This window comes from Rosenbergiella collisarenosi (assembly GCF_018494085.1).
Lineage (GTDB): Bacteria > Pseudomonadota > Gammaproteobacteria > Enterobacterales > Enterobacteriaceae > Rosenbergiella > Rosenbergiella collisarenosi.
The window spans coordinates 67,687-88,237 of record NZ_JABBFP010000012.1; the positions used below are offsets into that span (position 1 = coordinate 67,687).

Genomic DNA, 20,551 nt, shown 5'->3' on the forward strand with positions numbered 1-20,551 from the left:
GGCGATGGGGTCTACTCTATCTCCGCCAGTGGGCAGCAGGATGGCTAGTGGGTAGTCGGTCGCTATGCTGGAAAAGTTTTTGGCGCAGGCTACCGCTTCGATAGGCGGTTTTATAGCGCCCGCGTTGCTGTAATTCGGGGACTACCATGTCGATAAAATCCTGGTAGCTTTGTGGATTAAGAATACGCGTGAGATTAAAACCATCGATATCCCCTTCATCGATCCAGGTGATCAGCGCATCGGCCACTTGGCTGGGATCACCGATGATAAGCGGGTAACGACTACCTAATGCATGTTGTGCCAAGATCTGGCGGCGCGTCCAGCCGTCAAAGGCTTGGCTGACGGATTGAATCGCGCGGGTGTCTCCGCTACGGATTGGCTCATCAAGCTCGAAGGCTGCAAGGTCGAGGCCGATTGAACTGGAAAAATGGGCGATACCCGCTTCAGGACTCGCGTACTCAAGATAGCTACGATACTTCTCCTGCGCCTCCTGTTCGCTCGCGGCAACGATCACACTGATCCCCATAAAAATACGAATATCGTCGGGCTGACGGCCAGCGGCAACGGCGGCCTGGCGCAGCCGTTGCGATTGAACTTTTAGGGCCTGCGGGGAGGCGGCATTAACAAACGAGCACTCTGCATGGCGCGCCGCAAAGGCGATCCCTCGTGGTGATGATCCGGCTTGGAATAGCAATGGCGTGCGCTGCGGAGAGGGGCTACTGAGGTGATAGCCGCGTACCTGATAAAACTCGCCGTGGTGGTCGATTTCGTGGATCTTCTGGGCATTGGCATAGCGTCGCTGTAGTTTATCGATCACCAGCGCATCATCCTGCCAGCTCCCTTCCCAGAGTTGATAGGCGACATCCAGAAACTCATCGGCTTGGTCGTAACGACGGTCGTGGTTCATCAGCTGAGACTGCCCCATCGCACGTGCCGCACTATCCAGATAACCGGTTACGATATTCCAGCCGATACGGCCTTGTGTGAGGTGGTCGAGGGTCGAAAAACGACGTGCGAAGGCGTAAGGCGCTTCATAGCTGAGGTTAGCGGTGACGCCGAAGCCGAGGTGTTCGGTAACGCTGGCCATCCCCGAAATGAGGAGCAGTGGGTCATTAACCGGTAGCTGAATCGACTCGCGTGCAGTAATGCCAATGCCTTGCTGGTACACATCATAGACGCCCAGAATATCGGCGATAAACATGCCATCGAAGAGGCCTTTTTCGAGTAGGCGTGCGAGGTCGAGCCAATAGTTTAACGAGGTAAACTCGGTGGAACGATCTGCCGGATGCGTCCACATCCCATGATGAATATGCCCAACACAGTTCATCGTGAAGGCGTTTAATAAAATCTCTTTTTGGCTCATATCGTGCCTCGACGAGGTGGCAATACGCCGTTTAGTACGTAATTACCGATGAGCGGATACTTCCAACGAACTGGGTCATGCAGGGTATGCGTGCGTGCATTACGCCAGTGGCGATCGAATTGGTGCTCGGCGAGGCTTGCGCGTGCGCCACCGAGTTCGAACAACAGATTAGCCGCTTCCAGCGAGATCTCGGTTGTCCAGGCGCGGGCTTTCGCCACCGCGATGGAGGCTTGAGCGACATGCTCAGCATGACTCTCTCGTTGTGCGCGATCGACCGCTTCACCCGCCAGAGTGAGCAGAGCCTCGCCTGCCGTTAAGCGAGACGCTAACCGTCCGATACGGTCTAGGCTCAGCGGGTCTTGTGAGGCGTGCGCGACCTGGCTATCGGGCCAAGGCCGCGCGCGCTCTCGTACGAAGGGTAATAGGTCGTTAAAGGCGGCGCGAGCAATCCCTTGGTCTATTGCGGCATGCATGATTTGCGCAAAGGGGCCTAATGGTGTGGGGCGACTAAAAGCGGTATGGAAGGGAACGATGTCGAGGGGATCAACGTTTACGTCACGAAACTGGACGCTACCGCTACCCGTAGAGCGTTGCCCAAACCCACTCCAGTCGTCGATAACGGTAACGCCCGGCTGCTGGCGGGGGACGAAAACCAGATATTCTTCACCTTCCTCTCCCTGCGCTAAAGTCGGTATGCGATCCGCGAACAGTGCCCCGGTAGCATAAAACTTGTCACCATTAATATAGTGTGCAGCGCCACGTGCGGTGATGGATGTTGATCGGTGATGTGCGGCGCTGGCGTTAAATTCCGCCAAGGCATTACCTAAATGAACCCCCGCGAGCACCTCGGCGTAGAGGCGTGTTTTTTGTTCTTCACTACCGTTAATGCGTAACAACTCTAGGGCGTAAAAATGATTCTGCGGGATCTGCCCGATGGAGCCATCGGCCGCGCTGAGTATGACGAAAAGCTCGGTTAGGGTCGCGGTAGAGAGGGCGATCCCACCATAAGCCTCCGGCACTGTTACGCCACCCAGCCCCGATTGGAAGTAGAGCGCTAACTCTTCATGCGGCAACTCGCGATGACGATCACGGGCGAGGGCACCCGTGCGAAAGTGGTCGGCTAGGCTGCGCGCAACGACTAAGGCATGCTCGGCGTTCTCGATGCGTGAGGCGGGGAATTTCGGTTGGACAGTCATCATTCTTCCTTTTAGATCCAAGCATGGCGTGCGGGGAGTGTGTGGTTCAGGTAGTAGTCACCGACCGCATGCTGTTTCCAACGCAGCGGATCATGCAGGGTATGTGTGCGAGCATTTCGCCAGTGGCGATCGAGGCCGTGTTTCAGGAGCGTTGCCCGGCTACCTCCCCATTCCAGTAACTTCTCACTGGTACGCAGGGCAACCTCGGTAGTGAGGATCTTTGCCTCGGCCACGGCAATCGAAGCCTCTGCACAGACCTGTGCAGTCAGGGCGAGGGGATCGCTACGATCGAGAATTTTCGCCGCGCGGACTAATAAAGCGTTGGCGGCGGTTAACTCGGTACTGAGTCGCCCGACATCGGCGAGTAGATAGGGGTCATCGGCATTGCGCGCGACGGCGGCTTCAATCCATGGCCGCGAGCTGCTGTGGATGAATGCGAGCGCCTCATCAAAAGCGCCTTGAGCGATCCCGGCATCGATCGCGGCCTGTATCAGTTGAGACACCGCACCGCGTAGGGTCGGTTTATCCGGGCCGGGTTGGGCAATGATCCACTCTGGGTTAAGTTGAACATTGCGTAACCGCACCGTACCACTGGCAGTCGTACGCTGGCCGATCCCCGACCAATCATCGATAATCTCAACCCCTGAGGCCGGAAGCGGGATAAAGGCCATCACCGGCCTCTCCTGATAGTTCGCCGCCACCACGAGGATATCGGCGAATAACGCGCCGGTTGAATAGAACTTCTCGCCGTTAAGGACTAAGCCAGTGTTAGTCTCCTCAATCTGCGCCTGCACATCGCGAGTATGGCGACTGTTTTTTTCAGGACCTCCATTGCCAAATCGCTTGCCTGCGACGACGGCTTGCAGCAGCTGCTGCTGTTGGGTGGCGGAACCCTCACCAAGAATAAACTGAACAATCCCGAAGTGATTCTGCGGAATCTGTCCCAGCGACGGATCGCTGGCGGAGATGAGACGGAACACCTCCGCCAGCGTCTGAAAAGAGAATCCCGCTCCCCCTAAGGCCTTGGGAATGGTGATACTGCCTAATCCACACGCTGAAAACTGTTGTAATAATTCGAGGGGATAAATGCGCTGCTGATCGCGCACGACGGCGCCGTCCTTGGCATATTCGGCTATCTGTTGCGCGGCCGCCAGAGCATCCGCCTCACGCGTGAAGACGTTGGCGAATATCTCTGTACTGTCGTTAGGATGAGTCATGAGTACTGTCACCGTTAAATAAACGTTTTTCTCGCCGTGTCGTTCACAAGATAAGAGAGAGGGATAGGGTGTGGTTTCGATAGTAGTAATAACAATAAACCAAGTAAATAGAATCACTTATGCTATATCTTGCAATCTATTTGCCGTATTGATCTAAGCGAGAGTCGTTAACGATAGACCGAGAACGTGGGGGGCGAAGTTAAGAAAAAATATTTACCGCACGAGGCCTCTCGCGGGTGTTGCAACCGGTTAGCGGTTAACGCAGGAAAGCTTTCCCTTCAAACTGGCGAGTAATTATGCCACCGTAAGTCACTTTCCTTAGTGGGTAAACGAGGCGCGAGTGAACGAGTTAATCATTGCATTGGCAGGGCTAATTACCGGAATGACTACGGTACTGTTTGGGTTTGGCGGCGGGTTCGTGGTGGTGCCTTTCGTTTACCAGCTGTTCCTCCGCCAGCCGTCCTTGGCTGACCATGCGTTACACTGTGCCGTCGCGACCTCGACGGCGGTGATGGTCTTTAACGCGGGGTGGGCAACCTATAAACATTATCGTGCGGGTAACCTCTCAGCGTCTCTCCTCCTGCCCCTATGTAGCTTTATCGGGGGGGTGCTGTTATTGGCTCGCTGCTGGCAGGGAGGCTACACGAAGAGACCGTAAGGGTCCTGTTTATTCTCTATATGCTGATCACCATTAGCGATTGTTTATTCAGTCGTCGTTTTCTTAAAGAGAGTACGCAACGAGAGCTTTCGCCTCTTACCCGCAAAGTCGGGGGTGTGGTGATCGGCGTAGTGGCGGCTCTGCTGGGGGTGGGAGGGAGCGTGATGACGGTTCCTTTATTGCGTAGACATGGGTACAGCATGAAGGCCTGTGTGGCAATGGCTAACGCTCTCTCCCTTCCCGTAGCGCTATGCGCGACACTCATCTACGCACTCAGCGACTGGGGGACGATTCCCGGCGGCGGGTTCGTTGGCGATATTCATCTACCGACCTTAGCGATCTTGGTGGTCACGGGCTGGTGCGGCATGGTGATCAGTCAGCGTTACCTTCCCAAGATTGCCGATCTCTGGCATGCCAGAATTTATGTGTTACTGCTTATCGTCGTGTTAATCGCGATGATCGCAGTCTGATCGGCACATCATAAGATTAACTCGGTCGCCAAAGGTCCATGCGCTGATCGTCCGAAATACCATAGTAAGCCGATGGCCCGCCCGCGCGTAACAACGGCGCGGCCTCGACCGTTTGGTAGACGCCTTGCTCATCGAGTAGTGCCGTCTGGATATGGATCATCACTACCTCACCCAATACCAACCAACTGTCGATAGGCTTATCCTGGATATCGCGCAGTTGAATCAGCTGAGTTAATCGACACTCGAAATGCACGGGGCTTTCGGCCACACGGTCGACGGCGATGAGTTGGCTCTTCACTGGCGTTAATCCGGCTAGGGCGAACTCATCTTGACCATGGGGGAGTGGAGAAGAAGTTTGGTTCATCGCCTGGGCAAGCGGCTGAGTCACGAGGTTCCACACGAACTCTTTCGTTTCGGCAATATTCGCCACACTGTCCTTCCACCCGCTACTCGCAAAGCCGATGATCGGTGGCTGGTAATTGAAGAGATTAAAGAAACTATAGGGCGCTAAATTACGGTGACCGGACGTGCTGCTTGAAGAGATCCAGCCAATAGGGCGCGGGGCAATAATCGCATTAAGTGGATCATGGGCGAGGCCATGACCCTGTGTCGGTTGATAACTATAGGTTGCTTGAGTCACCCTTGGTCTCCTTGGCTACGCTTGGGGTGGGTCGTAACCTTGAGTATAGGCTACACCGAGCGCGACGGCGTTATTCCCAAGGAACAAAGCTATTGATGATTTGCTGAAAGTGCGCGAGCTGTTCGGCCTGCTCATTAGGCGTCGCCAATGAGATGACGACACAATTTTTTTCATAGGGGTTCAGCTGTGGATGCACAGGCAGATGAATAAAGGCACACTGTTGCGTGAACCAACACCCCTCGTGCAATAATTTATGCGTTTGCTGGATCACCTCACACTGCGCCGGGCCGACGCGGTAGGCAGGTAACGTCGCTTCAAGGCTAAAGCCGGGCACCTGCCGCTGCATCTTCTCCACCTCTTGCGCGACAAATTGCTGCAGATCTTGATTATCGGCCAAATGGCCATGGTTGATAATAATTTGATAGGCGTTGTCCTGTGTGTCGACAAAATGTAGCTGATGAATACTCCGGTTGTATAAGGGAACCGGTGTGAGGAAATAGCCATCGGCAAAAGGGTATTTACTGCATTGACTGTCCATCGATCATTTTCCTTTAAAGTAAACAATAAGGCCCTTCGTCATCGCCCCAAGGTTGCTGGATAACGCAGCCCCAGCCTGACGGTTCCCACCAGCTGGCAAGGCGTAGGAAGGCGGGCGGGCAATTAGGTGTCGACCAACCGCTCACCTCGATATGCTTAGCGCGAAGCTGCGCGCGCGTAAATTCGCGATATGCTAAGCGAGTGTTGTTCTGGGCATAGAGGTGAAGGATGAGTTTATCCGGTAACGTGAGTGTGGGTGGCATACCGAGGAGCGCCATCAGGCTAAGGGGTTTCGAGTAATAATGACGGTGGCGATTTACCCACTCCGCCTCATCCCTCGGTGGCAAGAAGTGGCTAGTGAAGCCTGGCGCTAGGCACTCGGCATAGCAGCTGGCTAACTGGAAGTTAAGGCCACACTGGTATTCAAACTGCCGACGTGAGCGTATCGGCCCTAAGGATTTGGCCTCGTTATCCGCAGGCGAGAGAGAAACCAGCCCGAGTAGCGCTTTGACCCGGCGCTGTGACCAGGCCTCTCGCTGGAGCCAGCAGACACTAATGTCTCCGCGTTCCTGCGCGCAGAGGCTTTGATCCTCCCAAACCTTTGGCGAGGTGGGACGGGTATAGTGGTGCCACAATGGTTGCTCGGGCAAGTGGAACACATCATAGCCCCAGCTGTAGGCGCGCAGAGAGAGAGTAATTTCCTCCCCTTCGAAGAAGATGGTTGGGTCATTACCGACCTCCCGCACAAAGCTGCCTTGCGTAAAGATAAATCCGGCGGCAACAAAGCTGCCTCTAACGGGCTGCGAAGCGCTGAGCTTCTGGCAGGTCAAGGTGGGCAGCCCTTCCGGGGTAAACCGGTTAAATGTGACTCGCCCCACGTCTTGGCCGTAGAGAACCTCGCCCGCCTCAGTCACATGGTAGCTCGGCGGATAGCCACTGATCAGTGGCTTAGCGCTTTGTTGAGATAAGCTGGTTAGCGTGTTGATCAGATAAGCATCCCACTCTCTCGCGAACAGACTGTGCGCATCTATCTGAAGAAACCACTGCTCATCACGGTAGAGCTGGTCACACAACGCCCGTGCAAAGCCGACGCCTTGCGCGTGCTGGTAGGGGAGTGCGATCAGCTCGATCAACGCAGCGCTCCCGTCGAGTCGATAAACCGGAAACCCCGCGAGACTCGACACTGTAACCGGCGTCCAGCCTTTTTGTCGAAGTGCGGTGAGATTGTTATCATCTTGCCAACAGATGGCGATATGTAGTTTATCGGGGGCAATGGCCGTCGTCAGTAGGCTCTCGAGTGTGTCCCAGAGCTCGCGATCACGATAACTGGCGATGTTGATAAAGAGGGTCTTATCCATCGTGGTTTACTCGATCGCGAACTGTATCTCTGCATAGGCAGCAAATGGCCCCGAAGCAGGCGGACTCTTGAGTCCCGGCGATAATCTGGCTTGCCAGCTAAAGGTCGCATCGCCCTGTGAAGTGGTGTTGCTCACCGTTTCGCTTCGGGTGCCGTCGACGAGAAGTGGGGAGCTGTTACTATCATATAGAGTGATGCGTAGGCGGTCATCCTGTCCGGCAGAATCGGTCACCTTGATCGACTGAAGATCATCACTCGGTGTTTTCGTCGTAATGGAAGCCTTTGTTGAAAAACGCTGATAGTCACTGCGGCAGTTGATCTTAAACTGCAGATCACGATAGATCCCTTGAGCCAGATCGCTGGCACTGACCTTTCCGAAATCGACTGTCTTACTCGAATCGAGCGTACAGCTCGGTAGGCTTTTCACCGTGATCGCCCCCAGGTTTAGGCGCATAGCGAAATTACCGGGGGTGGGGGAAAATATATAGTTATAGGCGACAACCCCCATCGGCAGCAGCTGTGAGCTATTACCCGCGGTCACGTTAATCTTCTCGGCTACCTTATAAAACTCTAACCGGTACGCGGCCCCCGGCTCGAAATCGAAGGTTGCTGAGGCGGCAAAAGCGGGGACTGACATCCACTGTGTTCGGGGAAAAGGCCCATATCCTGCTTTGCCATTGGTCCAGAGCACCTTAACGCCAATACCGGGAATATCGGTCTGATAGACCTGATTGGAAATCCCCCGGCTATCGAGATAGGTGAAGGCACGACCGTATTCGGTCCCGTTTAGGCATTCGTTATACCCGACACGTGCGGTCAGCGGTGGACTATCGATGCGAGCAAACGGCTGGTCTAGGCTAACGGGAGCATCCGCATCGATAGTAATGGTTTGCGAGGGGATGGTCAGCGTTGTCGGTTGACCGCGCACTAAATAGCATGACGCATAAGAGGTTCCATTCACTAAAGTCAGCAATAGTAATCCGTATAACCATCTCATATTAGATATCCTTTTCTAAAGTTAGCAGAGTGAGAAGCTCGCGCGGATAGCGCTGGCTAATCTGCTGGCAATCCAAGCCGATGCTATGTTCCGCGAAATGCAGTACTAGACTCAACGGGCTACTCGGTTCGTAGTAGGTAAAATTTTCACGAATTTCGCGGAGTTTTTCGCGTGCCTCATTCCGGTAGGCCAATCTGTCGTTAATGGCGGGCGGATCGGGCCGAAGTGCCGTGGGATCGGCTACCCTTGCGGTCGGTTCTGGAGGTAAAAGCTGTCGCTGTTTCTGGTGAAAGCGGCACAGTGTAGTAAAGAGTTGTGCGAGGTGCGGACAGGAGAAGCTCTCTGTGCCTAAGGCATCATCAGGTAACTGACACAGCTGCTGCAAACGTTGCTGCGCGACGAGGCAGTGATCGAAAAAGTAGAGATGATGATGATAGCATTGCTGTAGCCGCTCTTTGTCCGCCAAGGATAGCGTTTTATCGTCACGTATCCAGCGTTCTATCTGGGCAAGGGAGTAGGCCTGCCCTTCTGACGTCGTTAATGAGAAGCGGCGGAGTTCAGCCACGCAGCCTTCAATATCGTCCAATTCGGATAAAGCGTTATGGCGAAACTCCGGGACATACTCCCCCTCATCATGGCATTGTGGATGCAGCGCTTGCGGCCAGCGCTCCAGTAATGCAATAAGAAGCTCGATACCCTCGACTATCGCCTTAATTCCTTCTTGTGCTAAACGCGCACGGATCAGCAGTACGACCAGCCGAATATCTTTGCTCTGTTGGCTTAGGCTGTACAGCGTAGGAAGTAGCGAGGGCCAATGAACAGGAGAAGGTGCTTGAATAAACTCACCATATTCGACGGTATTTTGCGAGCTAACCTGTTGCTGTAAGGCCAAGAATTCGGGGTGATAATCGATAGAGGGGCCACAGGGCCGATCGTTATCGATAGGCTCCCCGAGCCATGGGTAGTGCATAAAAATCGGTGTTAGCGCTGACATATTCTCTTCCTTGAGTGCGTGTCGTCGTCGTCTTAGGTTGGGGACTGATAAGATTCAGTAATCATTCCTAATTGTGGGGAGTGGCTCTCTTCGTTGGATAGCCAAGTATCAAAGCCTAGCTGCTGCGCCCCGCTAAGCGTTGGCAGTGGAGCCGCATCTGCGGCCAGAACAAGTTGTAGATCATAATGATAATAGCCACCGGTTAGGCGCTGTATCGCTTCGCCTAATCGTGCCCACGGACTCCCTTCTGGATGCAGGCTAAGGTACTGCTCGTAGGTGAGCGGGCCACACCAAACCTTAAATTTATGACTGACCTGATAGCAGGTATTACCGAGGATCCCCCCAGCGGCCAATTGCGGCCCGTGCGTAGCATTATACAGTTGGCTTTGTCCTTCCACACCGACCGTAATCCACTCTGGCTGGAACTCCTCAATCTGAAAAGGAAGATGGAACCAGGCATTGAGCGTCGCGATCAGGTCCTGCGGTGAACAGGTTTTCCTCGCAAGATGAAGTCCTGCGCTGAGTTGCTCATGGTGCGTGAGCCCGCGGTCTTGCGCGACGGTTGACGATAACCCCGATAAGCAGTGCAGATAATGCGAAAAGCGATCGTGCTGTGGCCGGTCTAAAGAGGCGGTGTCTTGTGCGGCATGCCATGCGCGAAAAAATATCGCCATACTACGATGGTGAAAGAGATCGATAAAATCGATCAGCGCGGTATCTTGCTGCTGCGCCCGAGTGAAGGCGAGTTCTGAGAAATGGAGGGGCAGTGCTCCCTGTGGCCCCCAAATTCCAAGGCTAAAAAGCTTAACGGCTAACTGCTGATCGTGCCAAGATAGCGAGGCGACTTCACTCGCCGGAAAGGCCAGGCTCACGGCTTGGCTTAGGCGAAAATTTTCTTCGGCTGGACTTAGTGCGTTACCCGGAATTGGTTTTTCTTGGTCCATGGCCGAGAGGCGACGTAACGTGGCAAAGAAATTGCCTTTCCAAGGTGCGTCGAGCGGTAGCCCCTCTAGCGACTGCGGGAGGCTAGCGGGTACTGAGTGAGGTTTCATAGCACGCCTCGTCGTCCGAGAGATGCAGGCCAGCAGTAGAGCAGCCCTCGCTGTAGCGAGAGTAATTCTACGTCGACAAAGCTATTGACCGCGCTATGTGTAGCGAGAAAAAGGGCGATAGCGTGACCAAATAATAACGGACTATGGTTAGAGTAACAGCGTTCATCAACGGTTAACCGGCATCTTACTCCGCGATAGTTAAGCAATAAATCGTCGTCGGATAAGCGTCGAACGATGGGCTGACATGTCAGCGCGACCACACTGTGGATCAAGGCTTCAGAGAAATCATCTCCTTGGCGTAGAAATAATCTTAATCTTTCACGCAGGTGCTCGGCGCTCTCTGTAGGAGTGTCTCCATCAAGCGGTTGATAGGCACACTGTAAAAGGTTAATCAATTTCCACGCCTGATCGGCATAGGCGAGAGAGTCATAACGCTGGCTTATCGGCGCAACGAAGGTCGCACCGCTAGTAGGGATGCTCTCTTCTAGTTGCAGATCCATCCCTTGGTCATCCGCCAGCGGGAGATGTTGCGGCAGATAACGATTAGAGACCAACGCATCGAGATGCAAGCTGGCTAAACGAGGGGGATAGGGGGGCTGAGATTGGTCGACCAGACTTAACCAGACATCGCTCTCCTGCGATGGGTGCTCAGTGAGATCGCCGATAAGGTGTGGCGTACGTTGTACTGAAAAATAGCGACCCACTTCAGCCCTGTCGGCGACAGCGCGTTGGTAGAGCGGGGAAAAGGTGGCCAGCGCCTCACCCTCACTACTAAAGCCACTTACTGAACGCACTATCCCCACCTCGTAGTCTGCGGGGCGGCTCCTATCGACGACGATATGATGGTTGACTGAACCTGGTGAAACTCTAATTCTGTCCACCTTTCCGGGAAAGAGATTTACCACCGGGACACAATGTAAACTAAAGCGTTGCACCGTGACCAGTGGCGCGAGTTCAATTGGAAAGCTATCGAGCAATACGCTGATTTCAATCTGGTTACTGTGGCAGTGACGCAAAGCAGGGGCCAGATGTGCGAGAGAAAAGAAATAAAACTGCGAACGGAAATCAAAAAACTCTTTGAGATAGCGATAGCCATGATGGCTCTGCCAGAAGGATCGCGGGGGATGATTAGCGTAGAGGTGCGCGGGAATAATCGGGCCGGTCTCTTCACGTGAGAATATCGTGGTATAGGCGTCGGCCGTCACGGTAATACCGGAGTAATGGCAGGCGAGGAGTTCGAAGAGATGGGAAGTGACTTGTTCATCCCCACAAATATAAATTGGGATCTCGTCACAGTCTGTCAATTGTGAAAAAAGTAAGTCGTGAGACAGCGTTAACGTGAAGGTTAGCGTCGATTTTACCGCGTTCTGTCGCCCCTCTTTCTCAAGGAGAGTCGTTAACTCAGGGGGACTCTTTGTCAATATGGCCTGTAGCAGAGTCATTGGCCAAAGCGTCAGTGGGCGGCAGGTTCTAAATTCACACCGCGTACTATTTTTGCCTACGGCCTGGCTAAGCAGCCGAGTATCTGCCGCGAGTCGGTAACCGTTAGTTAAATCACCCTGTAGCGCCGAGGGGTGGATTTGCGCCACAGATTTGGCGGGTGTCGGTAAGGTAAATTCTGGCGAGAGACTATTTAGCAACCGTTGTGTAAAAGGCTCAAATTCAGCATCGATCTTTAATTGCGTTCTGGCATTAAGGAAGCAAAATGAATCAATAAGACGTTCAATCCAAGGGTCTGCAATCGCTGTACTATTAATATTGAGGCGCTTAGCTATTTTAGGGTGTTTGGCTGCGAAATCCGCCGCGATTTCACGCATAAAAAGTAGCTCACGGCGGTAATAGTTAAGAAACCGTTGGTCCATAGAGAGAGAGTTCCTAATGAGTGCTGCGATGGATAATAAATATTTTTATTCAGAATAAAGATTTATCGATAAATAAACTCTAGGAAGGTAAATAAATGCAATCCATTAATCAATATATTAATTGTTAGTGTGATTAAATTTAAGAATATAAGCCGGGCTATATTCTTAAATTGTTATTTTTATATGATAAGTACTTTATCTTACGAATTAATTGAATAATATCCTATTCCTGTATTACCAAAGCTGTGCTGATATTGACGGATGAATATCAGAAGATTGGTAATACAGTCATTTATTACCGGTGCTAGCTAGGCCGTTAATAAACGCGATTTAAAATAGCTATTAGCCATTTTTACTCTAAAGGAGTGCTTCTACCATCAACGGCAATGAAGCATAAAAGATAGTTTTTCAAAGGAATGTCACACATGTCAAAAGTGAAAGTACTATTATGCAGCGCGCTACTTTTCTCTGTTTCCCCAATGAGCTATTCAGCCGATCCCAACAACCTCAGTGAACAGCAGGGTCTCATCACCTTTACGGGTGCGTTAACATCGGAAACCTGTGAAATTGATGGTATCAAGAATATAACAGTCGAACTGCCTAAGCTCTCGGTGGATACCTTTAAAGTCGCCGGGACGGAAGCAGGATCTAGAGACTTTACTATTTCCGTTAAAAATTGCTCAGCCACACTGAAAAGTATCGCTGCGCATTTCGAGGCTGTGGGAGGCAGTGAGAAAGATACGGTAACGGGTAACTTAAAAAATAGTTTACAAGGGGGGGCAAATATTCAAGTTCGCCTATACAAAGGTCAAAAGCAAGTTAAGGTCGGTGAGACCTCGGAGCTATTCCCACTCGTTGGTAATGCGGCAAAAATGACCTTTGCAGGGGGATATTACTCAACGGGTGCGGCAACTGCTGGCGCGGTTGAAGCCAAAGCTATTTATACCATCGCCTATCCATAATCATCCTACTGCCACGGAATCGCTCCGTGGCAGCTCTCTCCTAGCGGAAATGACTATGCAACACGCAATAAAACGTCATGTGAAAGGATTGACTCTGAGCGTTATCGCCATGAGTTTCTTCCTGACAAACTGCTATGCCGGGGTCACATTAACCGGTACGCGAATTGTTTTTATTGAAGGTCAGAACGAAAAAATTGTGCGTACCTCTAATAAAGGTGAGCAGCCAGCATTGGTACAAGTTTGGGTGGATGAGAGCAATTCTACCGTCGAGGGCATTGCACAAGAGGTTCCCTTTATGGCGATCCCGCCGCTATTTAGGATGGAACCAGGTAAAGGGCAAAGCGTCAGGGTGCGCTATCTTGGACAAGACTTGCCTAAGGATAGGGAATCCCTTTTCTGGTTTAATCTGCTGGAAGTCCCCCCGCGGAGTGATGAGGAGGTGACCAGTGAGCGACTTACCTTGGCCTTTAAGACTAAAATAAAACTATTTTATCGCCCCGTGGCATTGACCGAAACGAGTGCCGATCAGGGCAATAAACTGCAATGGCGCCAAGCTGCAAAGGGTGAGCTGACGGCCACTAATCCAACACCCTATTACCTCTCTTTTTATTCCGTCGGCGTGAGGGCTGAAGGCGTAACGCAAGAGCTCGCCTCACCGATGCTGGCACCTTTCTCTGAGCAAAAACTCGTGCTGCCATCTGCCTTACGAAATAAGAAGATTACAGAAATTAACTTCGAATTAATTAATGATTACGGTAATGGGGTTAATTACCAAGCAAAAAAAAATGACGGTAAAGGATTTATCGTTAATAAGAAATAGTTGTCACCCTATTATTCACTATTCAGGATGATGCATAGCCATGGATGAGCTAAAGCAGAATACTGGCGCGAGAAGATTCGTAACAGTCGAAAAAAGCGGTGGTGTACGGCGTTTTTATCTACGGGTCATTGCTCTGACTTCTCCTCTCGTCGGCATGTTAGGTGTTTCGACGATGGGATGGGCCAGCGAGCGAGCGCTGAGTCCCGACGACGTGTCTCACAAACAGACGGCAGGCATAGCGTTCGATGACCACTTTTTACATGGTGAAAAAGTGGATCTGTCGCTATTCGAGCGAGGTAATCCCGTTGCGGCCGGGGATTATCCCGTTACCATTCAAGTCAATAATCAGCCGCGTGGACGGTTCGTTATCAGCTTTGTTCAGCAAAGAGGGCAACCCCAAGGCTATGCACAGCCTTGCTTTACCCTTGAGACGCTACAAACGATCGGCATCACCCTAGAAAAAACGTCATCTGAACCAGCCTGTCTTCCCCTTGAGCAGTGGATCCCCACTAGCCGCGCTCATTACGAGAGCGGTGATTTCACCCTACAGCTAAGCGTACCTCAAAAATATTTTCAGCCGCATTCTCCGGGGGATATTCCCCCGGAAAGGTGGGAGCAGGGGAGTAACGTCGCCTTTATCGATTATAGTTTCGATGGTTATCGCCAACGAACATTATCATCGACGACCACGCCATCCCGCTCGCAAACCACGTTGAGCTTCAGCTCATTGCTGGGGATTAACTTTGAAGGGTGGCGGTTACGTTATCGACAAATCAGTCGTAAATTTCAGGAGAGGGGCTGGCAATATCATGGTCAGTCTGCCTATGCAGAACACGATATTACCGGGCTAAAAAGCCAGTTACGCTTGGGCGAGACCTGGTCTTCCGGTGAACTGTTCGATAGTGTCACCTTTCGCGGCATCCAACTCCGTTCCGATCACCGCATGCTTCCGGCAAAACTCCGGACTTATACGCCCTATTTTACGGGGATTGCCGAAACCAATGCAAAGGTCTCGATTTGGCAGCAAGGCAAGGTGATTCAAGAAACGAGTGTGCCGGCGGGGCCTTTCGAAATCGACTCTCCGACGGTTGGCGGCTATGGCGGCGATTATACTCTGGTCATTGACGAGGCGGACGGTCGGCAAAAAGTCATGATCGTTCCTAACTCGGCTCCGCCACTAATCCTGAACCAGTCGGTACTTAAATATGAGTTGGATGCGGGAAAGATCACGACGACTCAGGCACTTAACCGCGCCTATTTTCTCCAAGCTAACCTCTTTTATGGATTGACGGAAAACATCACCATGTACACGGGACTGCAAGTCGGTGATGGCTATCAGGGAGGGGCGGTCGGCAATGCCTTTAATACTCCGCTCGGCGGAATGGCGGTGACCGCGAATTATTCGCAGCTTCCTAGCGAACCCCGTAAAACTAAACGAAGGGGAAGTCGCATGACGCTCGCTTACAATAAGTCGCTACGCGATACGCAAACGAGCATTAACCTCGCCTTCGAACGCCTGACGTCAGGTCACTATCAATCTTTAAATACGGTCAGTAACGGCCAAGCCTCCTATGGAAATTGGGGGTATCCGACGGCAAAACAACGGATGTCACTCTCCATCGGTCAGCCTATTGGCGACAGTTTTAGTATTAACCTTTCTGCCTCGCACTACCGTTTTAAAAATAAATCATCGTCTAAACAGTACAGCCTATCGGTGAATAATCAGTTTCGTTACTTTGGTCTAGGGGGCTATTTATCGAGAAATCAGACGCAGAGCGGCCTCTATGAAAATTCACTGATGCTGTCCCTGAGTATTCCATTAGGCGCCAGCACAGAGAAGAACAGTCTCTTCGACTCTTTCTATAGTACCTACTCCCACGATAATAATCGGACTACCAGCGTTCAAAATAGCTTCAACGGCCACTATGGTGATGAGAATGCGCTAGTTTATGGCCTAGGGATCAATAGCGAGAAAAGTCAGCAGGAAAAACGTAATAACGGGGTTCAAGGGAATATTTCTTATAACCGCTCACAAGGCCAATACAGTAGCTCGTTCAGTCGCAATCGCCGCTATCAGCAATTTTCGCTATCGGCTAACGGTAGCCTCGTCGGGCATTCAGCAGGGCTCATTGCGGGAAGGCAGCTGGGGAATAATCCGTTTGCCATTATTTATGCGGAAGGTGCGCAGGGAGCGAAGATCATGAACGGGCAAGGGGCTACCCTCAATCGCGAGGGGTACGGCGTATTACCTTCGCTCACTCCCTATCTCGAAAATAGAATTACGGTCAATCCAGAAGGATTACCCCTTAGCGTCTCGATTGAAGAGAATGAAACGACGGTCGTCCCGCGTATGGGCGCGGCAGTAAAAGTTCAGATGAAAACGCAGACCGGCGTCCCAATCTTACTCAAAGTCCGCGATCGCCAGCAGCGGCCCTTCAGCATGATGAGCCAGCTGTTTACCCATTCCAACCCTCACTTGGCGTTGGTCTCACAAGCGGGTAGAGCCTTTATTCAAGGATGGCACCCCGATACAGAAGCGCTCTTTATTCGCGACAGCGTGACCCATGGGGTCTGCCAAATTGAAGTCAGTGAGCAGTTTATTAATAAAGTTAAACATTCTCAGGATGAGATGATTTATCAGGAGGTCAGCTGTAAATGAAAGGAATCGAAAAATTAGCGGTGAGTTATCTACTGTTAGTGTCGGTAATGGGTTTTCCTCACGCCCATGCCGCGACGAATGTGTGTAAGGGGGATTGTCATATCGACGTGCTGTTTAAAGGCGAATACCTCGCTCAGACGTGTCGCTTGAGTATTAATCAGGCGACGTCCCGAGAAACCATCGCCTTACCCGTAGTGTCGACCTCTAAATTTACCCCCCAGGAACATGAACTAGGTACGACCCCTTTTACGCTACAGCTGACCGACTGCCCCGATAAACAGACGGTATTAGTAGCCCTCCAGACTGATAATGCCTTCTATGATGCACTAACCGGAAACTTTAAAAATACGCAGGGCGCTGGGATGAGTGAGGCGATACAACTACGAATTAGAAAGGAAAATGGCGAGCAACTCAAAGTTAATCAGCCGGATTCTGGGCAGATCTATAAATATGCCTCGGGGACTAATGTTGAATCGCATCAATTCACCGCGAGCTATTTTTCGAAGACTTCACAGCAGCCAACACCCGGAAAGCTATTAGTCAGAGCAATAGTCACCATTAATTATCAGTGAAGACCGAGCAATCGATAGGATTATTTAACAGGGAGTGTCAGGAATGAGTCATAACGATTCGCAGAAATTTATTGCGAGAAACCGCGCACCACGCGTGCAAATTGAATACGATGTTGAGATCTACGGCGATGATAAGAAAGTTAATCTCCCTTTCGTAATGGGCGTAATGTCCGACCTTTCAGGTAAATCACATGTCGCGCAACAACCGCTAAAGGAGAGGAAGTTCCTGGCCATTGATATCGATAATTTCGATGAGCGAATGAAAGCATTACAACCGCGAGTCCTCTTCGATGTGGAAAACACATTAAGTGGGGAAGGACAGCTACTGGTCGATTTAACGCTAGAGAGCTTATCCGATTTCTCGCCGGAGAATATCGCCAAAAAAGTCGCGCCCCTTGCGCAACTATTGGAAGCCAGAACGCAACTGGCTAACCTACAGACCTACATGGACGGGAAGAGCGATGCAGAAGGGCTGGTGATGCAACTGCTGAATGATCCCGACCTGTTAGCCGCGCTTGCCACGCTACCTGCGGCAGACGATCGCCCAGCTTTATCACCAACGAGTGAGGAGTAAGCGATGAAACAGGTAACGACGCAAGCGGGGCTAACGACGACGGCTACGACGGTTTCCGCCGAACTCCCGGCGCTCTTACAGAAGGCATTTCGCCCGCAAACCGATGTCGCGAAACAGGCGGTTGAAACGGCGGTCAAAACGCTGGCGCAACAAGCCTTACAGAGTGCAATTTTACTGTCCGAAGATGCGTATAAAAATATCGCCGCGTTGATCGAAACGATCGACCGCAAAATATCCGATCAGATTAACGGTATCTTACATCATCCAGAATTTCAGCAGTTAGAAAGCGCCTGGCGTGGATTACATCATCTGGTAACGAACACCGAAACGGATGAGCAACTTAAGCTGCGCGTTCTGGATATTTCTCGTGATGAGTTAAGACGTAACTTGAAGCGTTATAAGGGGGCCAACTGGGATCAGAGCCCTATCTTTCGGATGATCTACGAAGAAGAATATGGGCAGCTAGGTGGCGAACCCTATGGCTGTTTAGTCGGCGATTATTACTTCGACCACTCTCCTGAAGACGTCGATCTCTTAACTTCTTTAGCGAAGATCGCCTCCTCCGCGCATGTTCCTTTTATCTCTGCGGCGGCGCCTGCGGTGATGCAAATGCAGAGCTGGCAGGAGTTAGCGAATCCTCGTGACCTGACGAAAATTTTCACGCAAAACCTCGAATATGCGGCGTGGAATGGCTTACGACAATCGGAAGATGCGCGCTACATCGGGCTTGCGATGCCGCGATTTTTGGCGAGATTACCTTATGGGGCGCGCACTAACCCGGTCGAAGCCTTTGCGTTCGAAGAGAACACCTCCGGTGCCGACCACAGCCACTATGTCTGGGCGAATGCGGCCTATGCCATGGCAGTCAATATCAATCGTTCGTTTAAGCAGTACGGTTGGTGCACGATGATCCGCGGCGTAGAAAGTGGTGGTGTCGTAGAGGGATTACCCTGCCATACCTTTCCCACCGACGATGGGGGTATTGATTTAAAGTGCCCAACAGAAATTGCGATCTCCGATCGGCGCGAGGCTGAGTTGGCGAAAAATGGCTTTATTCCGCTCGTTCACCGAAAAAATACCGACTATGCCGCGTTCATTGGGGCGCAGTCGTTACAAAAGCCAACCGAATACTACGACGACGATGCTACCGCGAACGCGAGCCTATCGGCGCGACTCCCTTATCTGTTCGCCTGTTCGCGCTTTGCGCACTATTTAAAGTGCATCGTACGTGACAAGGTGGGAAGTTTTAAGTCGAGGGAAGCGATGGAGAAGTGGCTAAACGATTGGGTGATGAATTATGTGGATGGCGATCCGGCAAACTCATCGCAGCAGACTAAAGCCAAACGTCCCTTAGCGGCGGCCGAGGTGCTGGTTACCGATATCGAAGGTAATCCCGGCTACTACCAAGCCAAATTCTATTTACGACCCCATTTTCAATTGGAAGGGCTGACCGTCTCCCTACGGATGGTTGCCAAACTGCCTTCGGTCAAAGAGAGCCTTTAATTCTCTATTCATTAACGTCAACAAGGAGTGTGTATGTCTCAGGATATTTTTATTAAATTCGAGGGTATTGAAGGGGAATCGCAAGATGCCCAACATAAAGGAGAGATAGAAGTCTTAAGTTGGGGATGGGGCTGTGCGCAACATTCTAATATGCATCAAGGCTCAGGAGGTGGGGCAGGGAAGGCGACTGTTGATGACTTCTCTTTCGAGCATTATATCGATCGCGCAAGCCCTAACCTCTTAAGCTACTGCCTATCGGGGAAACACATCAAGAGTGTCAAGTTTATCATACGTAAAGCCGGCGGCGATCCCTTGGAATACCTGACGCTAACCTTTAGCGACGTCATTATTACTCGTCTGACCAATAGCGGTTCTTCACAAGAAGATGTTCGAGCGAAGGAGTTGGTGAGTTTTTCCTTCACCGCCGTTACCGAGGACTATGTGATGCAAAATGCAGAAGGGAGTAAATCAGGAGCAGTGACCGTCAGCTATAACGTGAAGTCTAATTCGCTGAACTAAATGAGATAATAGAAGGAAATAACAGATTTCTAAAAGCATCTTGGAATCTGTTATTTCTCTCTCTCCAACTTGATTCTTTTATTCATCAATAGCGTGAAGGGAGTGTTATGCCTTTAATTTATCTTTATGCCCTTTTTTGCGCCATGCTGATGTCGGGATGCACGATTAAACCGACCACTCGCGAAGACGTAAAAGTCACGATCACCGCCGCCTCCGATATCAATAAGAATACACAGGGCTACCCGTCACCGGTGCAATTATTTATTTATGTGGTGAGTAATCGCGATAACTTTAGCGCAGAGAACCCTCTGCTGCTGGTCGCCTCGCCTCAGGCCACAACCAGTACTGATTACAAGCGCATTGCAGACATCATCATCCAGCCAGGTGAAAAAAAATCATTATCCCTCCCGCTTCAGCCTGGCACCAATACCTTCGCCTACGTTGTCGCATACCGAGAGATGAAGGCGAACCAATGGTTACTCCTGCGTGATATCAATAATTCACCGCGATTTATCTGGCAAAAGCCTTTTACTAGCCCCCCAGCCGAGCAGCAAATCAGACTGCGGGATTCTAGTGTTACGTTTGCAGAATAAGGAATG

18 protein-coding genes and 1 pseudogene are annotated in these 20,551 nt (G+C 51.4%); 9 read left to right on the top strand and 10 right to left on the bottom strand.

The features are described from left to right. Window positions 1–16 precede the first annotated feature (16 nt). Genes HGT70_RS15190 through HGT70_RS15200 form a run of 3 tightly spaced genes read right to left on the bottom strand, consistent with a single transcriptional unit; the run spans window position 17 to window position 3,776 of the window. The gene (locus tag HGT70_RS15190) at window positions 17–1,363 is read right to left on the bottom strand and encodes an LLM class flavin-dependent oxidoreductase (RefSeq protein WP_214196437.1); all 1,347 of its coding nucleotides are present in this window, start codon (window positions 1,361–1,363) and stop codon (window positions 17–19) included. Beyond that, on the bottom strand, window positions 1,360–2,562 hold the full coding sequence (locus tag HGT70_RS15195; protein ID WP_214196438.1) for an SfnB family sulfur acquisition oxidoreductase: 1,203 nt from the start codon (window positions 2,560–2,562) through the stop codon (window positions 1,360–1,362). The genes HGT70_RS15190 and HGT70_RS15195 overlap by 4 nt, the downstream gene beginning before the upstream one ends. A gap of 8 nt (window positions 2,563–2,570) precedes the next feature. Next, window positions 2,571–3,776 carry an SfnB family sulfur acquisition oxidoreductase gene (locus tag HGT70_RS15200; protein ID WP_214196466.1) on the bottom strand — a complete coding sequence of 402 codons (1,206 nt, stop codon included), beginning with the start codon at window positions 3,774–3,776 and terminating at the stop codon, window positions 2,571–2,573. A gap of 382 nt (window positions 3,777–4,158) precedes the next feature. Between HGT70_RS15200 and HGT70_RS15205 the strand changes: the two are divergent. Then, window positions 4,159–4,904: pseudogene (locus HGT70_RS15205) on the top strand (sulfite exporter TauE/SafE family protein). Window positions 4,905–4,920: 16 nt separating this feature from the next. On the opposite strand, the gene HGT70_RS15210 reads toward HGT70_RS15205, so the two are convergent. The 7 genes from HGT70_RS15210 to tssF form a co-directional block, all read right to left on the bottom strand. After that, on the bottom strand, window positions 4,921–5,544 hold the full coding sequence (locus HGT70_RS15210) for a flavin reductase family protein (RefSeq protein ID WP_214196439.1): 624 nt from the start codon (window positions 5,542–5,544) through the stop codon (window positions 4,921–4,923). A gap of 70 nt (window positions 5,545–5,614) precedes the next feature. Further along, a complete protein-coding gene (locus tag HGT70_RS15215) occupies window positions 5,615–6,082 on the bottom strand; it encodes a DcrB-related protein (RefSeq protein WP_214196440.1) in 468 nt (155 codons plus the stop codon). 13 nt (window positions 6,083–6,095) lie between these two features. After that, window positions 6,096–7,439, bottom strand: a complete 1,344-nt coding sequence (locus HGT70_RS15220) for a GlcNAc-transferase family protein (RefSeq protein WP_214196441.1) — start codon at window positions 7,437–7,439, stop codon at window positions 6,096–6,098. Window positions 7,440–7,445: 6 nt separating this feature from the next. Beyond that, window positions 7,446–8,435, bottom strand: a complete 990-nt coding sequence (locus HGT70_RS15225) for a fimbrial protein (protein WP_214196442.1) — start codon at window positions 8,433–8,435, stop codon at window positions 7,446–7,448. 1 nt (window position 8,436) lies between these two features. Continuing rightward, window positions 8,437–9,429: a type VI secretion system protein TssA gene (locus HGT70_RS15230; RefSeq protein WP_214196443.1), complete on the bottom strand. Its 993-nt coding sequence runs from the start codon at window positions 9,427–9,429 to the stop codon at window positions 8,437–8,439. 32 nt (window positions 9,430–9,461) lie between these two features. Continuing rightward, the gene (gene tssG / locus HGT70_RS15235; protein WP_214196444.1) at window positions 9,462–10,481 is read right to left on the bottom strand and encodes a type VI secretion system baseplate subunit TssG; all 1,020 of its coding nucleotides are present in this window, start codon (window positions 10,479–10,481) and stop codon (window positions 9,462–9,464) included. Next, window positions 10,478–12,343 (bottom strand): type VI secretion system baseplate subunit TssF, encoded by a 1,866-nt coding sequence (gene tssF / locus HGT70_RS15240; RefSeq protein WP_214196445.1) that lies wholly within the window; start codon window positions 12,341–12,343, stop codon window positions 10,478–10,480. Before tssF ends, tssG begins: the two co-directional genes overlap by 4 nt. A gap of 425 nt (window positions 12,344–12,768) precedes the next feature. Here tssF and HGT70_RS15245 point away from each other — a divergent pair, with 425 nt between their 5' ends. From HGT70_RS15245 to tssJ, 8 genes are all read left to right on the top strand, one after another. Then, window positions 12,769–13,305 carry a fimbrial protein gene (locus HGT70_RS15245; RefSeq protein WP_214196446.1) on the top strand — a complete coding sequence of 179 codons (537 nt, stop codon included), beginning with the start codon at window positions 12,769–12,771 and terminating at the stop codon, window positions 13,303–13,305. 55 nt (window positions 13,306–13,360) lie between these two features. Continuing rightward, window positions 13,361–14,125 (top strand): fimbrial biogenesis chaperone, encoded by a 765-nt coding sequence (locus HGT70_RS15250; protein WP_214196447.1) that lies wholly within the window; start codon window positions 13,361–13,363, stop codon window positions 14,123–14,125. A gap of 40 nt (window positions 14,126–14,165) precedes the next feature. Beyond that, window positions 14,166–16,784 (top strand): fimbria/pilus outer membrane usher protein, encoded by a 2,619-nt coding sequence (locus HGT70_RS15255; protein ID WP_214196448.1) that lies wholly within the window; start codon window positions 14,166–14,168, stop codon window positions 16,782–16,784. Then, window positions 16,781–17,356: a fimbrial protein gene (locus HGT70_RS15260; protein WP_214196449.1), complete on the top strand. Its 576-nt coding sequence runs from the start codon at window positions 16,781–16,783 to the stop codon at window positions 17,354–17,356. The genes HGT70_RS15255 and HGT70_RS15260 overlap by 4 nt, the downstream gene beginning before the upstream one ends. 43 nt (window positions 17,357–17,399) lie before the next feature. Then, window positions 17,400–17,930, top strand: a complete 531-nt coding sequence (gene tssB, locus HGT70_RS15265; protein WP_214196450.1) for a type VI secretion system contractile sheath small subunit — start codon at window positions 17,400–17,402, stop codon at window positions 17,928–17,930. A gap of 3 nt (window positions 17,931–17,933) precedes the next feature. Continuing rightward, the gene (tssC, locus tag HGT70_RS15270; RefSeq protein WP_214196451.1) at window positions 17,934–19,433 is read left to right on the top strand and encodes a type VI secretion system contractile sheath large subunit; all 1,500 of its coding nucleotides are present in this window, start codon (window positions 17,934–17,936) and stop codon (window positions 19,431–19,433) included. A 33-nt stretch (window positions 19,434–19,466) separates the two neighbouring features. Continuing rightward, a complete protein-coding gene (locus tag HGT70_RS15275) occupies window positions 19,467–19,952 on the top strand; it encodes an Hcp family type VI secretion system effector (RefSeq protein WP_214196452.1) in 486 nt (161 codons plus the stop codon). A 107-nt stretch (window positions 19,953–20,059) separates the two neighbouring features. Further along, on the top strand, window positions 20,060–20,545 hold the full coding sequence (tssJ, locus tag HGT70_RS15280; protein ID WP_214196453.1) for a type VI secretion system lipoprotein TssJ: 486 nt from the start codon (window positions 20,060–20,062) through the stop codon (window positions 20,543–20,545). Window positions 20,546–20,551 lie beyond the last annotated feature (6 nt).

What these genes read in the sequence shown, in the direction of transcription:
- HGT70_RS15190 (WP_214196437.1), bottom strand. Translation starts at nt 1,363, where the DNA reads ATGAGCCAAAAAGAGATTTTATTAAACGCCTTCACGATGAACTGTGTT.
- HGT70_RS15195 (WP_214196438.1), bottom strand. Translation starts at nt 2,562, where the DNA reads ATGATGACTGTCCAACCGAAATTCCCCGCCTCACGCATCGAGAACGCC.
- HGT70_RS15200 (WP_214196466.1), bottom strand. Translation starts at nt 3,776, where the DNA reads ATGACTCATCCTAACGACAGTACAGAGATATTCGCCAACGTCTTCACG.
- HGT70_RS15215 (WP_214196440.1), bottom strand. Translation starts at nt 6,082, where the DNA reads ATGGACAGTCAATGCAGTAAATACCCTTTTGCCGATGGCTATTTCCTC.
- HGT70_RS15220 (WP_214196441.1), bottom strand. Translation starts at nt 7,439, where the DNA reads ATGGATAAGACCCTCTTTATCAACATCGCCAGTTATCGTGATCGCGAG.
- HGT70_RS15225 (WP_214196442.1), bottom strand. Translation starts at nt 8,435, where the DNA reads ATGAGATGGTTATACGGATTACTATTGCTGACTTTAGTGAATGGAACC.
- HGT70_RS15230 (WP_214196443.1), bottom strand. Translation starts at nt 9,429, where the DNA reads ATGTCAGCGCTAACACCGATTTTTATGCACTACCCATGGCTCGGGGAG.
- tssG (WP_214196444.1), bottom strand. Translation starts at nt 10,481, where the DNA reads ATGAAACCTCACTCAGTACCCGCTAGCCTCCCGCAGTCGCTAGAGGGG.
- tssF (WP_214196445.1), bottom strand. Translation starts at nt 12,343, where the DNA reads ATGGACCAACGGTTTCTTAACTATTACCGCCGTGAGCTACTTTTTATG.
- HGT70_RS15245 (WP_214196446.1), top strand. Translation starts at nt 12,769, where the DNA reads ATGTCAAAAGTGAAAGTACTATTATGCAGCGCGCTACTTTTCTCTGTT.
- HGT70_RS15250 (WP_214196447.1), top strand. Translation starts at nt 13,361, where the DNA reads ATGCAACACGCAATAAAACGTCATGTGAAAGGATTGACTCTGAGCGTT.
- HGT70_RS15255 (WP_214196448.1), top strand. Translation starts at nt 14,166, where the DNA reads ATGGATGAGCTAAAGCAGAATACTGGCGCGAGAAGATTCGTAACAGTC.
- HGT70_RS15260 (WP_214196449.1), top strand. Translation starts at nt 16,781, where the DNA reads ATGAAAGGAATCGAAAAATTAGCGGTGAGTTATCTACTGTTAGTGTCG.
- tssB (WP_214196450.1), top strand. Translation starts at nt 17,400, where the DNA reads ATGAGTCATAACGATTCGCAGAAATTTATTGCGAGAAACCGCGCACCA.
- tssC (WP_214196451.1), top strand. Translation starts at nt 17,934, where the DNA reads ATGAAACAGGTAACGACGCAAGCGGGGCTAACGACGACGGCTACGACG.
- HGT70_RS15275 (WP_214196452.1), top strand. Translation starts at nt 19,467, where the DNA reads ATGTCTCAGGATATTTTTATTAAATTCGAGGGTATTGAAGGGGAATCG.
- tssJ (WP_214196453.1), top strand. Translation starts at nt 20,060, where the DNA reads ATGCCTTTAATTTATCTTTATGCCCTTTTTTGCGCCATGCTGATGTCG.